Origin of the sequence: Streptomyces triticisoli, from assembly GCF_003270085.1 — a bacterium.
Lineage (GTDB): Bacteria > Actinomycetota > Actinomycetes > Streptomycetales > Streptomycetaceae > Streptomyces > Streptomyces triticisoli.
In genome coordinates this window covers 1-14,339 of record NZ_QFDQ01000129.1, presented here as the reverse complement: position 1 = coordinate 14,339, position 14,339 = coordinate 1, and the positions used below count along the sequence as shown (strand labels likewise).

Annotated in this window: 8 protein-coding genes; 3 read left to right on the top strand and 5 right to left on the bottom strand. The window is 71.8% G+C overall.

Going from position 1 to position 14,339, the window contains the following annotated elements; genetic code table 11:
* Window positions 1-710: 710 nt before the first annotated feature.
* Together pepN and DEP02_RS18835 are read right to left on the bottom strand one after the other, a co-directional pair.
* Complete coding sequence (gene pepN, locus DEP02_RS18840; RefSeq protein WP_112468868.1) at window positions 711-3,230, bottom strand: aminopeptidase N; 2,520 nt, start codon at window positions 3,228-3,230, stop codon at window positions 711-713.
* 102 nt (window positions 3,231-3,332) lie between these two features.
* A complete protein-coding gene (locus DEP02_RS18835) occupies window positions 3,333-3,683 on the bottom strand; it encodes a chorismate mutase (protein WP_112468867.1) in 351 nt (116 codons plus the stop codon).
* Window positions 3,684-3,799: 116 nt separating this feature from the next.
* Here DEP02_RS18835 and DEP02_RS18830 point away from each other — a divergent pair, with 116 nt between their 5' ends.
* On the top strand, window positions 3,800-4,699 hold the full coding sequence (locus tag DEP02_RS18830) for a hypothetical protein (protein ID WP_112468866.1): 900 nt from the start codon (window positions 3,800-3,802) through the stop codon (window positions 4,697-4,699).
* A 360-nt stretch (window positions 4,700-5,059) separates the two neighbouring features.
* A complete protein-coding gene (locus tag DEP02_RS18825; protein WP_112468865.1) occupies window positions 5,060-5,974 on the top strand; it encodes a chitosanase in 915 nt (304 codons plus the stop codon).
* Window positions 5,975-6,170: 196 nt separating this feature from the next.
* Here DEP02_RS18825 and DEP02_RS18820 read toward each other — a convergent pair whose 3' ends face one another.
* The 3 genes from DEP02_RS18820 to DEP02_RS18805 form a co-directional block, all read right to left on the bottom strand.
* Window positions 6,171-7,634 carry a glutamate synthase subunit beta gene (locus DEP02_RS18820; protein ID WP_112468864.1) on the bottom strand — a complete coding sequence of 488 codons (1,464 nt, stop codon included), beginning with the start codon at window positions 7,632-7,634 and terminating at the stop codon, window positions 6,171-6,173.
* Window positions 7,627-12,165, bottom strand: coding sequence for a glutamate synthase large subunit (gene gltB, locus DEP02_RS18815; protein WP_112468863.1), 4,539 nt, complete (start codon window positions 12,163-12,165; stop codon window positions 7,627-7,629). Before gltB ends, DEP02_RS18820 begins: the two co-directional genes overlap by 8 nt.
* Window positions 12,166-12,665: 500 nt before the next feature.
* Window positions 12,666-13,397, bottom strand: a complete 732-nt coding sequence (locus DEP02_RS18805; protein ID WP_112468861.1) for a VIT1/CCC1 transporter family protein — start codon at window positions 13,395-13,397, stop codon at window positions 12,666-12,668.
* A 294-nt stretch (window positions 13,398-13,691) separates the two neighbouring features.
* Here DEP02_RS18805 and DEP02_RS18800 point away from each other — a divergent pair.
* Window positions 13,692-14,339: ADP-ribosylglycohydrolase family protein (locus DEP02_RS18800; protein WP_198668483.1), on the top strand; the 648-nt coding region annotated here is incomplete at its 3' end.

The window sequence follows — 14,339 nt, the reverse complement described above, 5'->3', positions numbered from 1 at the left end:
CCGCCTCGGGGCCGCCTGCGGGCAGCGGGCCGCCGCGGGCGCGCCGGCCGCTGTCGAGGGCGTCGAGCACGGTGTGGAGCAGGGGCCGCAGGGTGCGGGGGCCGTCGGGGCCGGAGGCGAGGCGGGTGGGGTCGCCCGGGGGTGGGGGGCTCATGGCTGTCCTCCGTGGCGCGGGGGCAGGGGCTACCAGCTTGTACGCAGTGCAGCCCGACGCGCCCGAAAGCACGGCGATCAGAACCCGAAAGTGGGTACGGGAGCCCTGCCGGACGTGGGTGGCCCGGGGCGGGTGACGCGGGCGCTCGGCTGAGCGGGGTGCCCGGTGGACGGGTGGGGGCCCGGGGCCGGTCCCGGGAACGGGTGGCGCCGCCGTTCCCCAGAAGCGGGCGGTGCCAGTCCGGGAACGGTCGGTGCCGGTCCCGGGAGCGGGCGGCGTCGGTCCCGGCAACGGGTGGCGTCGCCGGTTTTGTTCAGGGCGCGCGGGGGCTGGTCCGTGTCGGCGCCGGGCGGCCTGCCGGAGCGGTGCTCGCACGATGTCCGCCCGGATCCGCGTGCCGGCGGGGGCGGCGGGGGCGATGGCCCGTGTCGCCGGTCGCGCCGGTCGCCGCGGTCATGGGTCTGCCTCCGGGGCTCGGGCCGGTCGTCCCTGCTCCCGGGAAGCCCGGGAGGGGACGACCGGCCGTGCGGGATCACCGGCGGCGACCGGACGTGTACTACGCCTCCGCCTCCCGGACGCGCAGCGCGCGGGCCAGGTCGTCGAGCTGGTCGACGAGTTTGCGGCGCAGTGCCGGGGTCGGGGTGGTGTCGCGCAGGCAGGTCTCGCCCAGGCGGAGGTGGCCGGTGTCGACGGCGTGGGCGGGGAAGGCCCAGCGGCCGGCGGCTTCGGCGATGGCGGGGCCGCGGCGGGCGGCGACGGCGACGGCGTCCTGGTAGTAGCGCGGCACGTAGTCGCATAGCAGGTCGGCCTGTTCGGGCTGCCAGAAGCCTTGGGCGGTGGCGGTGAACAGGTAGTTGGACAGGTCGGTGTGCTCGTCGGTGGCGAACATCGACTCCCAGGCCGCCCGCTTGGCCTCCGGGTCGGGCAGTGCGGCGCGGCAGCGGGCGGCGCCTTCCTGGCCGGTGGCGGAGGGGTCGCGTTCCAGTTCGGCGGCGATGGCGGTCTGGTCGGCGGCGCCGAGGACGGCGAGCCGGGTCAGGACGCGCCAGCGCAGTTCGGGGTCGAGTTCGGGGCCGCCGGGTACGGTGCCGTCGGCGAGCCAGGCGGCGATGGTGTCGGGCTGGGTGGCGACGTCGATGAAGTGGCGTACGGCGGTCAGGCGCAGGCCGGGGCTGTCGCCGTCCTCGGTGCGGCGGATGAGGTCGCGGCACAGGGAGCCGAGGCCGGCCAGGGCGGTGGGCCGCTGTTCGGGGTGGACGTACCGGTCGGCGATCTGGGTGGTGGCGAAGGACAGGACGCCCTGGACGAGGGCGAGGTCGGTTTCCTCGGGCAGGTGGGCGGTGGCGGTCGCCAGGTAGTCGGTGGGGGCGAGTTCGCCGTCGCGGACCATGTCGCGCAGCGTGTTCCACACCACCGCGCGGGTGAGGGCGTCGGGGATGCCGGACAGGTCGCGCAGGGCGGTCTTCAGGGAGGTGGTGTCCAGGCGGATCTTGGCGTAGGTGAGGTCGAGGTCGTTGGGCACGACGAGGGCGGGGCGGGTGCCGGGGCGGGGTGGTGCGGTGCCGTCGCCGGGGGTGTCGGTCTCGTAGCGCTCCCGCAGGGTCAGGGTGCGGCCGTCGCCGAGGTCGCGGTCGTAGACGCCGATGGTGACGCGGTGCGGGCGGCTGCCGTCGTGGTCGAGGGCGAGGGTCCACTCGCCGGGGCGGGCGTCGACGGTCGCGGTGAGTGTGTCGACGCCGGTGGTGCGCAGCCAGGCGTCGGCCCAGGCGTGGACGTCGCGGTCGGTGGCGGAGGCGAGGGAGTCGATGAAGTCGGCGAGGGTGGCGTTGGCGAACCGGTGGCGTTCGAAGTGGGTGTTGATGCCGGCCAGGAAGTCCTTCTCGCCGAGCCAGGCGACCAGTTGGCGCAGGGCGGAGGCGCCCTTGGCGTAGGAGATGCCGTCGAAGTTGAGCAGGGCGGAGGCGGTGTCGTGGACGGCTTCGGGGGCGACGGGGTGGGTGGAGGGGCGCTGGTCGGCGTCGTAGCCCCAGGATTTGCGGGAGACGCCGAACTCGGTCCAGGTGCCGGTGAAGCGTGTCACCTCGGCGGTGGTCTGGTAACCCATGTACTCGGCGAAGGACTCGTTCAGCCAGATGTCGTCCCACCACGTGAGGGTGACGAGGTCGCCGAACCACATGTGGGCCATCTCGTGGGCGATGACCATGGCCCGGATCTGCCGCTCGGTGTCGGTGACGGCGGAGCGGTAGACGAACTCGTCGCGGAAGGTGACCAAGCCGGGGTTCTCCATGGCTCCGGCGTTGAACTCGGGGACGAATGCCTGGTCGTAGGAGTCGAAGGGGTACGGCTCGTCGAACTTCTCGTGGTAGCGGTCGAAGCACGCGCGCGTGATGTCGAGGATCTCCTCGGCGTCGGCGTCGAGGTGGGGGGCGAGGGAGCGGCGGCAGTGGAGGCCGAAGGGCAGGCCGCGGTGTTCGGTGCGCACCGAGTGCCAGGGGCCGGCGGCGATGGCGACGAGGTAGGTGGAGATCGGCGGGGTGGGGGCGGCCTTCCAGACGCCGTCGCCGGTGTGCTCGGTGATGCCGTTGGCGAGGACGGTCCAGCCCTGGGGGGCGGTGACGGTGAGTTCGAAGACGGCCTTGAGGTCGGGCTGGTCGAAGGCGGCGAAGACGCGCTGGACGTCGTCCATGAACAGCTGTGTGTAGAGGTAGGTCTCGCCGTCGGTGGGGTCGGTGAAGCGGTGCATGCCCTCGCCGGTGCGGGAGTAGCGCATGGCGGCGTCGACGCGCAGTTCGTGCTCGCCGGGGGTGAGGTTCTTCAGCGGCAGGCGGTTCTCGGTGAGGTTCTGCGGGTCGAGGGGCTGTCCGTCGAGGGTGGCGGAGCGCAGGTCGGCGGGCTTGAGTTCGACGAACGTGTCCGTGGTGTCCTGGCCGGCGCGGACGGTGAACCGGATGACGGTCACGGAGTCGAAGGTGTCGTCCCCGCCGGTCAGGTCGAGGTCGACGGTGTAGTGGTGGACGTCGAGGAGCTGGGCACGGGTCTGCGCTTCGTCGCGCGTGAGTACGGACATGGACGCCATGCTGCCCGATGGCACCGGCGGGGCACGAGGGCGTTTCGCCGACAGCCGTACGGCGTTCGCGCACGCCGGTGCGCCCGGTACGGCGTGTGCGGGACGTGGGGGTCAGGTGGCGTCGGCGGGTTCCCCGTTGCCGTTGTCCTCGGCGATGCGTTCGTGGTGGCGGATCACCTCGGCGATGATGAAGTTCAGGAACTTCTCGGCGAACGCCGGATCCAGTTTGGCGTCCTCGGCCAGGGCCCGCAGCCGTGCGATCTGCCGTGCCTCACGGGTCGGGTCGGCGGGTGGCAGCTGGTGGGCGGCCTTCAGGTGCCCGACCTGCTGGGTCGCCTTGAACCGCTCGGCGAGCATGTGGACGACGGCCGCGTCGATGTTGTCGATGCTGTCCCGCAACCGCGCGAGCTCCGCACGCACAGCGGGGTCGACGTCACCGGTACCGGTGCTGCTGGTGCTCATGGGCGACAACCCTACGGGGTGGGCGGCTGTCCGATCGTGCCCGCCCGGCGGGCGCGGAAGGCCGGTGGGGGCGCATAAGGTGAGAGGGAGTTCCGGAGCGCCCTTGGGGGTGTGAGGTGGCGAACGGCGGGCCGGTCGAGCACGGGTATCCGCATCTGGAGACGGTGCGGGCCGCGATCACCGCGTTGTACAGGCGGTTGTCGTACGGCACCATCCGGACGTTCGCGACCAGTGTGGCGCCGGCCGATGTGGCCTTCTGTGACACCGACGACCTGCATCTGGGTGCCCAGCGCGTGGCGCGGGAGCTGGTGCGGCACTACCGGCTGCCGGACGCGCGGCTGGTCGTCAGCTTCCGGGAGATGACGCACGCGGCGAATGTCGAACTGACGTCGGGGCCCGAGTACTTCGTCGAGCTGAACGACCGCTTCCGCACTCACCGCCGGGACATCGGCGCGGCCCTGGCGCACGAGATCATGCACGTCTATCTGCACCGGCTGGACCTGTACTTCCCGAGCACCCGGGAGAACGAGATCCTCACCGACACGGCGGCGACCTATCTGGGCGCGGGCTGGCTGCTGCTGGACGCCTTCCGGGAGCACGGCGAGTCCTCGCAGAAGCTCGGCTACCTCACGCCGGAGGAGTTCGGCTACGTCCTGGCCAAGCGGGCGCTTGTCTTCGGCGAGGACCCCTCGACGTGGTTCACCAGTCCGCAGGGTTACGAGGCGTACGCCAAGGGCATGGCCCGGGCCCGCAGTGACGAGCAGCAGCCGCCGCTGACGGCCGCCGGCTGGGCGGGCCGCCGCCGCTATGCCCGCGACCGGCGCCACGCCCAGGACCACGGCCCCGTGCCGTTCACTCGGCCGGGGGCGCCGTATGTGTTCACCTCGGCCGATCGTGAGCCGCTGCGGGTGTCGTTCTCCTGTCCCACCTGCCATCAGCGCATCCGTGTGCCGGTACGGGGCCGGGTGCGGGCGCGGTGCGCGCTGTGCCGGACGGTGCTGGAGTGCGACACCTAGTGCCGTGGCAGGCAATGTTTGCCCGTTAAGGAGCGGCGTCCGGTGCGTGCTCTGGGGGTCCCTGCTCGAAGAGCTTGGGGGAGTGCCGGCCGGAAGTCCTCGTACTGGACGTACTTGGGCTTTCGGCTGGTGCGGCGAGTGGGGGTCCCCCCTGCTCGAAGAGCTTGGGGGAGCGTGCCGGGCGTCGCGACGGGGCGAACGTTGCCTGTCGCGGCACTAGGGTGTGAGGGATCACAGCTCCCGTCCTTCGCTTCGCCCCCGTCTTTCGCTTTCGCCCCAGCAGTTCGCTATTTTGTTCGCTGCCGAGCTGTCTGAGGGGCGGCCTGGTCAGTGCTGATCGGAGCCGTAGGGGTATCTGCCATGAAACGTCCCGGAATACTGCTGCTCGTGGCCGCCCCGGCCGTCGCACTGGCGGTCCTGCTCGCCGTCAACCCCCGGGACTCGGAGCCGTCCACGGAGACGAAGAAGCACACGTCGGTCTCCCACGAGTCCCGCAAGGACGCCAAGGCGCGCGCCGAGCAGTCGGGGGAGGAGACCGAGGACGACGACGTGGTCGCCGGTGCCCCGCCGGGTCTCTCCGCCCCCGCGAAGAAGGAGCTGGCCCAGCGGCTCGTGGCGAGTGCCGTGCACTCCACGCTCGACTGGCGCGGCACCTACGGCTCCATCGAGGACTTCGACGACGGCCAGGGCTACACCGCCGGCATCATCGGCTTCTGCACCGGCACCCAGGACCTGCTCACCCTGGTCGAGCGCTACACCGAGGACCACCCGGACAACGGCCTCGCCCCGTATCTGCCCGCGCTGCGCGAGGTCAACGGCACGGACTCCCACGAGGGTCTGGACCCCGGCTTCACCGCGGCCTGGAAGGCGGAGTCGGAGCTGCCGGCCTTCCGCAAGGCCCAGGAGGCGGAGCGGGACCGCTCCTACTTCCGCCCCGCCGTCCGCCTCGCCAAACTGGACGGTCTGAGCACGCTGGGCCAGTTCGTCTACTACGACGCGATGGTCTTCCACGGCCCCGGCGTCGACCGGGACAGCTTCTACGGCCTGCGCGAGCGTGTCCTGAAGCAGGCCGCCACCCCGGCCATGGGCGGGAGCGAGAAGGCGTACCTCGACATCTTCCTGAAGGTCCACCGCGAGACCATGCGGAACAAGAGGCCCGACGTCGGCACCGACCGCATCGACTCGGCCCAGCGGCAGTTCCTGAACGCCGGGAACATGGATCTGAGGACGCCGCTGGTGTGGACGATGTACGGGAAGACGTACCGGGTGGAGTAGGCGTCCCCGGCACCCCTGTCACCCCCGGCACCTCCGGCATCCCGGACATTCCCGGCGTCCCGGGCGTCCCGGCATGTGACGGCGCCTGCCCCGTGGTCCGGTCGGGGACTCGGGCAGGCGCCGCCTCGGGGGGTCCGGGGGAATTCCCCCGGATTTCCCGCCCGTACGCCGTTGTACGGGACGTCTTCGGGTGACCTCAGACCATCAGGGGGCGGTCCGTCGGGCGGATCGGGGCCGGCAGGTCGCCGGCGCCCGTGAGGTGGCGGTCGACTCCGCGGGCGGCCGAGCGGCCCTCGGCGATCGCCCACACGATGAGCGACTGGCCGCGGCCGGCGTCACCGGCGACGAACACACCGGGCACGTTGGTCCGGAAGTCGGCGTCGCGGGCGATGTTACCGCGCTCGTCGAGCTCCAGGCCGAACTGCTCGACCAGGCCGTTGTCCCGGTCGGTGCCGGTGAAGCCCAGGGCGAGGGTGACCAGTTGGGCGGGGATCCTGCGCTCGGTGCCCGGCTTCTGGGCCGGCCTGCCGTCCACGGACTCCACCTCGGTCAGGTGCAGCCACTGGACGTTGCCGTCCTCGTCGCCCTCGAAGCGGGTGGTGGAGGCGGAGTAGATCCGCTCGCCGCCCTCCTCGTGGGCGGAGGTGACCTTGTAGAGGACCGGGAAGGTCGGCCAGGGCTGGTCGACCGGGTGCCGCTCGTCGTTCGGGCGGGGCATGATCTCCAGCTGGGTGACGGAGGCCGCGCCCTGGCGGTGGGCGGTGCCCACGCAGTCCGCGCCGGTGTCGCCGCCGCCGATGACGACGACGTGCTTGCCCTCGGCCGAGACCGGCGAGGTCACGTAGTCGCCCTCCTGGACCTTGTTGGCGAGCGGCAGGTACTCCATCGCCTGGTGGACGCCCTTCAGCTCCCGCCCGGGGACGGGCAGGTCACGGGCGGTGGTGGCACCGGCGGCGATGACGACCGCGTCGTACCGCTTCCTCAGGTCCGTCGCCGTGATGTCGCGGCCGATCTCGACGCCGGTGCGGAAGCGGGTGCCCTCCGCGCGCATCTGCTCGACACGGCGGTTGACGTGCCGCTTCTCCATCTTGAACTCGGGGATGCCGTACCGCAGGAGGCCCCCGACGCGGTCGGCGCGCTCGTAGACGGCGACGGTGTGGCCGGCCCGGGTCAGCTGCTGGGCGGCGGCCAGGCCCGCCGGGCCCGAGCCGATGACGGCGACGGTCCTGCCGGACAGCCGCTCGGGGATCCGCGGGGCGACGGCACCGGCCTCCCACGCCTTGTCGATGATCGAGACCTCGACGTTCTTGATGGTGACCGGCGACTGGTTGATGCCGAGCACACAGGCCGACTCGCACGGGGCCGGGCACAGGCGGCCGGTGAACTCCGGGAAGTTGTTCGTGGCGTGCAGGCGCTCCAGGGCCGCCGCCCAGTCCTCGCGGTAGGCGTAGTCGTTCCACTCCGGGATCAGGTTCCCGAGCGGACAGCCGTTGTGGCAGAACGGAATGCCGCAGTCCATGCACCGGCCGGCCTGCTTGCTGATGATCGGCAGCAGGGAGCCGGGGACGTGGACCTCGTTCCAGTCCTTCTTGCGCTCCTCGACCGGGCGGGAGACGGCGACCTCGCGGCCGTGGTGCAGGAAGCCCTTCGGGTCAGCCATGGATCGCCGCCTCCATCATCTTCTCGGTGATCTCGGTCTCGGACAGACCGGCTCGCTCGGCGGCGTCCTTGGCGGCGAGCACTGCCTTGTACGTACTGGGGATGATCTTGCTGAAGCGGTTCACGGCGGTGTCCCACTCGGCGAGCAGTTTCCCGGCGACGGTGGAGCCCGTCTCCTCCTGGTGGCGGCGCACCACCTCGTGCAGCCACTGCTTGTCGGTGTCGTCCGGTGCCTCGATCGAGTCCAGGTTGCCGGCGTTGACGTGGTCGCGGTCCAGGTCGACGACGTAGGCGATGCCGCCGGACATGCCGGCCGCGAAGTTGCGGCCCGTCCCGCCGAGGATCACCGCACGGCCGCCGGTCATGTACTCGCAGCCGTGGTCGCCGACGCCCTCGGAGACGACCAGTGCCCCGGAGTTGCGGACACAGAAACGTTCACCTGTCCTGCCGCGCAGGAACATCTCCCCGCCGGTCGCCCCGTAGGCGAGGGTGTTGCCCGCGATGACGCTGTACTCGGCGAGGTGGTCGGCGGTGCGGTCCGGGCGTACGACGATCCGGCCGCCCGAGAGGCCCTTGCCGACGTAGTCGTTGGCGTCGCCCTCCAGGCGGAGTGTGATGCCGCGCGGGACGAAGGCGCCGAAGGACTGGCCGGCGGAGCCGGTGAAGGTGATGTCGATGGTGTCGTCGGGCAGGCCCGCGCCGCCGAACCTCTTGGTCACCTCGTGGCCGAGCATGGTGCCGACCGTGCGGTTGATGTTGCGGATGGCGACCTGGGCGCGTACCGGCTGGGCACCGTCGGCGCCGGGCGCGGCCAGGGCGTCGGCGGCGAGCCTGATCAGCTCGTTGTCGAGTGCCTTCTCCAGGCCGTGGTCCTGGGCGGTCATCTGGTGGCGGGCGGCGCCCTCGGGCAGTTCGGGCACGTGGAGCAGCGGCTGGAGGTCCAGGCCCTGCGCCTTCCAGTGGTCGACCGCGCGGGTCACGTCGAGGACCTCGGCGTGGCCGACGGCCTCCTCGACGGAGCGGAAGCCCAGCTCGGCCAGGAGTTCGCGGACCTCCTCGGCGATGAACCGGAAGAAGTTCACCACGTGCTCGGCCCGGCCGGTGAACCGTTCGCGCAGCACCGGGTTCTGGGTGGCGATGCCGACGGGGCAGGTGTCCAGGTGGCACACACGCATCATCACGCAGCCGGAGACGACCAGCGGCGCGGTCGCGAAACCGAACTCCTCGGCGCCGAGCAGCGCGGCGATCACCACGTCGCGGCCGGTCTTCAGCTGGCCGTCGGTCTGGACGACGATGCGGTCGCGCAGGCCGTTGAGCAGCAGGGTCTGCTGGGTCTCGGCCAGGCCCAGCTCCCAGGGGCCGCCCGCGTGCTTCAGGGACGTGAGGGGGGAGGCGCCCGTGCCGCCGTCGTGGCCGGAGATCAGTACGACGTCCGCATGGGCCTTGGACACGCCGGCCGCGACCGTGCCGACGCCGACCTCGGAGACCAGCTTCACGTGGATGCGGGCGGCCGGGTTGGCGTTCTTCAGGTCGTGGATCAGCTGGGCCAGGTCCTCGATGGAGTAGATGTCGTGGTGCGGCGGCGGGGAGATCAGGCCGACTCCGGGGGTGGAGTGCCGGGTCCTGGCCACCCACGGGTACACCTTGGGGCCGGGCAGCTGGCCGCCCTCGCCGGGCTTGGCGCCCTGGGCCATCTTGATCTGGATGTCGTCGGCGTTGACCAGGTACTCGCTGGTCACGCCGAAGCGGCCGGAGGCCACCTGTTTGATCGCCGAGCGGCGCGCCGGGTCGTACAGGCGCTCCGGGTCCTCGCCGCCCTCACCGGTGTTGGACTTGCCGCCCAACTGGTTCATGGCGATGGCGAGGGTCTCGTGCGCCTCCTGGGAGATGGAGCCGTAGGACATGGCGCCGGTGGAGAAGCGCTTGACGATCGAGGAGACGGGCTCGACCTCGTCGATGGGGACCGGCGCGCGGTCGGACCTGCCGTTCTCGTATGTCTTCAGGGCGAACAGGCCGCGCAGCGTCATCAGGCGCTCGGACTGCTCGTTCACCCGCGAGGTGTACTTCTTGAAGATGTCGTAGCGGCCGGTGCGTGTGGAGTGCTGGAGGCGGAAGACCGTCTCCGGGTCGAACAGGTGCGGCTCGCCCTCGCGGCGCCACTGGTACTCGCCGCCGATCTCCAGGGCGCGGTGCGCGGGCGCGATGCCGCCGGCCGGGTACGCCTTGGCGTGGCGGGCGGCGACCTCCTGGGCGATGACGTCGATGCCGACGCCGCCGATCTTGGTGGCGGTGCCGTCGAAGTACTGGTCGACGAAGGTCTCGTCCAGGCCGACGGCCTCGAAGACCTGGGCGCCGCGGTAGGAGGCGACGGTGGAGATACCCATCTTGGACATGACCTTCAGCACGCCCTTGCCGAGGGCGTGGATGAGGTTGCGGATGGCCTGCTCGGGCTCGGTGCCCGGCAGGAAGGTGCCGGCGCGGACCAGGTCCTCGACGGACTCCATCGCCAGGTACGGGTTGACGGCGGCGGCGCCGTAGCCGATGAGCAGGGCGACGTGGTGGACCTCGCGGACGTCGCCGGCCTCGACCAGCAGGCCCACGTGGGTGCGCTGCTTGGTGCGGATGAGGTGGTGGTGGACGGCCGCGGTGAGCAGCAGCGACGGGATCGGCGCGTGCTCGGCGTCGGAGTGCCGGTCGGACAGGACGATCAGGCGGGCGCCGTTGCCGATGGCGGCGTCGGCCTCGGCGCAGATCTCCTCGATGCGGGCGGCGAGCGCGTCCCCGCCGCCAAGGACCCGGTACAGGCCGGAGAGGGTCGCGGCCTTGAAGCCGGGCATGTCGCCGTCGGCGTTGATGTGGATGAGCTTGGCCAGCTCGTCGTTGTCGATGACCGGGAAGGGCAGGACGACGCTGCGGCAGGAGGCCGCGGTCGGCTCCAGGAGGTTGCCCTGCGGGCCCAGCGAGGAGCGCAGGGAGGTGACCAGCTCCTCGCGGATCGCGTCCAGCGGCGGGTTGGTGACCTGGGCGAACAGCTGGGTGAAGTAGTCGAAGAGCAGCCGCGGGCGTTCGGAGAGGGCGGCGATCGGCGAGTCGGTGCCCATGGAGCCGATCGGCTCGGCGCCGGACCTGGCCATCGGCGCGAGGATGACGCGCAGCTCCTCCTCGGTGTAGCCGAAGGTCTGCTGGCGGCGGGTGACCGAGGCGTGGGTGTGGACGATGTGCTCGCGCTCGGGCAGGTCGCCCAGTTCGATCTCGCCGGCCCGCAGCCAGTCGGCGTAGGGCTGCTCGGCGGCGAGGGTGGCCTTGATCTCGTCGTCCTCGATGATGCGGTGCTCGGCGGTGTCGACGAGGAACATGCGGCCGGGCTGCAGCCGGCCCTTGCGGACGACCCTTGCCGGGTCGATGTCGAGGACGCCGACCTCGGAGCCGAGGACGACCAGGCCGTCGTCGGTGACCCAGTAGCGGCCGGGGCGCAGGCCGTTGCGGTCCAGTACGGCGCCGACCTGGGTGCCGTCGGTGAAACAGACGCAGGCGGGGCCGTCCCAGGGCTCCATCATCGTGGAGTGGTACTGGTAGAAGGCGCGCCGGTCCGTGTCCTCGGAGTTCATGGACTCGTGGTTCTCCCACGCCTCCGGGATCATCATCAGCACGGAGTGCGGCAGCGAGCGGCCGCCGAGGTGCAGCAGCTCCAGGACCTCGTCGAAGGAGGCGGAGTCGGAGGCGTCCGGGGTGCACACCGGGAAGATCCGCTCCAGCCTCTCCTGGTCGCCGAACGCGTGGGTGACCAGCTGGGACTCGCGGGCGCGCATCCAGTTGCGGTTGCCCTTGACGGTGTTGATCTCGCCGTTGTGGGCGACGAAGCGGTAGGGGTGCGCGAGCGGCCAGCTCGGGAAGGTGTTCGTGGAGAAGCGGGAGTGGACGAGCGCGATCGCGGAGGCGAAGCGGCGGTCGGACAGGTCGGGGAAGAACGGCTCCAGCTGGCCGGTGGTGAGCATGCCCTTGTGGACGAGGGTGCGTGCGGACAGCGACGGGAAGTAGACGCCCGCCTCGCGTTCGGCTCGCTTGCGCAGCACGAACGCCTTGCGGTCCAGGGCGATGCCCTCGCTCACGCCGTCGCCGACGAACAGCTGGCGGAGGACGGGCATGGTGGAGCGGGCGGTGGCGCCGAGCAGTTCGGGGGCGACCGGGACCTCGCGCCAGCCGAGGACGGTCAGGCCCTCGTCGGCGGCGATCGTCCCGATCCGCGCGACGGCGTCCGCGGTGCCGTCCTCGGGCAGGAAGGCGATGCCGACGGCGTAGGCGCCGGCCGGGGGCAGGTCGAATCCGGCCACCTCGCGCAGGAAGGCGTCGGGGACCTGGGAGAGCAGGCCCGCGCCGTCGCCGGAGTCGGGCTCGGAGCCGGTCGCGCCGCGGTGTTCCAGGTTGCGCAGAACGGTGAGTGCCTGCTCGACCAGCGCATGGCTCGCCTCGCCGGTGAGGGTGGCCACGAAGCCGACGCCGCAGGCGTCGTGCTCGTCGCGGGGGTCGTACATGCCCTGTGGGGCAGGGCGAGCATCCATGAAGGACCGGTTCGGGCGGTCGCTCGTGGAGTGCTGGGACGGCTGGCGCGGCATACGCATCGGCTCTCCCGTCGTCGTCATGTGGCTGGGGGGCACCTCCCAGGCGTTGAGCACTGGGGGGTGGTGCCGAGGGACGACGCTGGCCCTCTGCGTGAAGTCCGGAAATGTCGTGCAGATCACATGATGGATGGATTGCCGGGAGGCGGATACTCCGTTCCAGCATGTGGGCACCGCTGGTCGGCGGTGGGGTGCCGCGCCCGGCGGCGGAGGCTGTGGGACCGGCGGCGGACGAGATCGGTCGGATCGGTGCCCGTCGGCGCGGAGGGACGGGGAGGGTGGTGTCACCCGGCCCCGCGGGTACGCGGCAACGGCGTCATTGCCCGCGGCGCGTACGGCTCATGCCCACCGGCCGCGCCGCCGAAACCAGCGAGTAACGGTGCACTTGCACGACACGGCCCGTGACGTCCGCCACATCACCCGATGGCGGTTCCGAACAGCGCGCCGAGGGCGTACGTCACACCGGCGGCGGCGCCACCCAGGGCAAGCTGCCGCAGGCCGCTGAACCACCAGGTGCGCGCGGTCACCTTGGCCACCACCGCGCCACAGGCGAACAGTCCGAGGAGGGCGAGCAGCACGGCCGGCCACAGGGCACCGGCACCCAGCAGGTAGGGCAGTACGGGCAGCAGCGCGCCGAGCGCGAACGAGCCGAAGGACGACACCGCGGCGACCATCGGGGAGGGCAGGTCGCCCGGGTCTATGCCCAGCTCCTCGCGGGCGTGTATCTCCAGGGCCTGCTCGGGGTCCTTCGACAGCTGCCGGGCCACCTCGCGGGCGAGGCCGGACTCGACGCCCCGCGACACGTACAGCGCGGCGAGCTCCTTCTCCTCGGCCTCCGGGTGCTTGCGCAGCTCGCGACGCTCGACGTCCAGCTCGGCCTCGACGAGTTCGCGCTGGGAGGCGACGGAGGTGTACTCGCCGGCCGCCATGGAGAAGGCGCCGGCGGCCAGGCCCGCGAGGCCGGTGAGGACGATGGTCTGCTGACTCACCGAGCTGCCCGCGACACCGGTCATCAGGGCGAGGTTGGAGACCAGGCCGTCCATCGCGCCGAAGACCGCCGGGCGCAGCCAGCCGCCGTTCACGTCGCGGTGCGTGTGGTTGTCGCGGTGCGCCTCGTGGAGCGTCGCCTGGGTGTCGATGATGGCCATGAAGGTCCCCCCTGAAGGTGTCGCGGGCTTGGGCAAGAACTTAGGTAAGGCTGACTTTTGGACGAGTTCTACTTTTCGACAACACCGAATCTACGTCGGAAAATTCCTCGCCGCCAGCAAGGGAAGGCTGGGCTAACCTGCGGCTTTACACTGTGCCGCTCATCCGTGCGGCCTAGTGCACAGATGTCGTACGGGTGATGCTGAGGCTCGCGAGGCTGCACGGGGCGCCGTACCGGGGACAGATCCGCGGAGGGCTCCCCGCCCGGCGGGACGCCCCCGAGAGGAGAGCCCGCCATGGGATCGACCACCCGCGTCCCTCAGGCCCCCGCCACGGCCCCGGCTCCGGTCACGGCCGCAGCTCCGGTCACGGCCACGGCCTCGCGGCGCGAACGGGCGCGTGGCGCGCTGCTCGGCCTCGCCGTCGGAGACGCCCTCGGGGCGCCGGCGGAGAACCTGAAGCCGTCCGAGATCCGCGCCCGCTGGGGCCGTATCACCGGCTACGTCACCGAACACCCGGCCGGCACCGACGACACCGATTACGCCCTCTTCTCCGGCCTGCTGCTGGCCCGGTACGGCTCCGCGCTCACCCCCGCCCATGTGGAGGCGGCCTGGCACGAGCACATCGCCGACCGCGCGGAGGGCCCCTTCCGCGGCGCCGGCTTCAGCGAGCGCGGCACCCTGGAGAACCTGCGCCGGGGCCTGGCCGCGCCCGTCTCCGCCCAGCACCGGCACGCCTGGAGCGACGGCCTGGCCATGCGGGCGGCACCGTTCGGGGTGTTCGCCGCCGGACGCCCCGCCGAGGCGGCCCGGCTGGCGGCGATCGACGGCTCGGTCAGCCACGAGGGCGAGGGCATCCACGGCGGCCGGGCGGTGGCCGCCGGAGTCGCGGCGGCGATGGCGGGCGCGCCGCCGGTCGCGGTCGTGGCGGCCGCACTCGCCGTC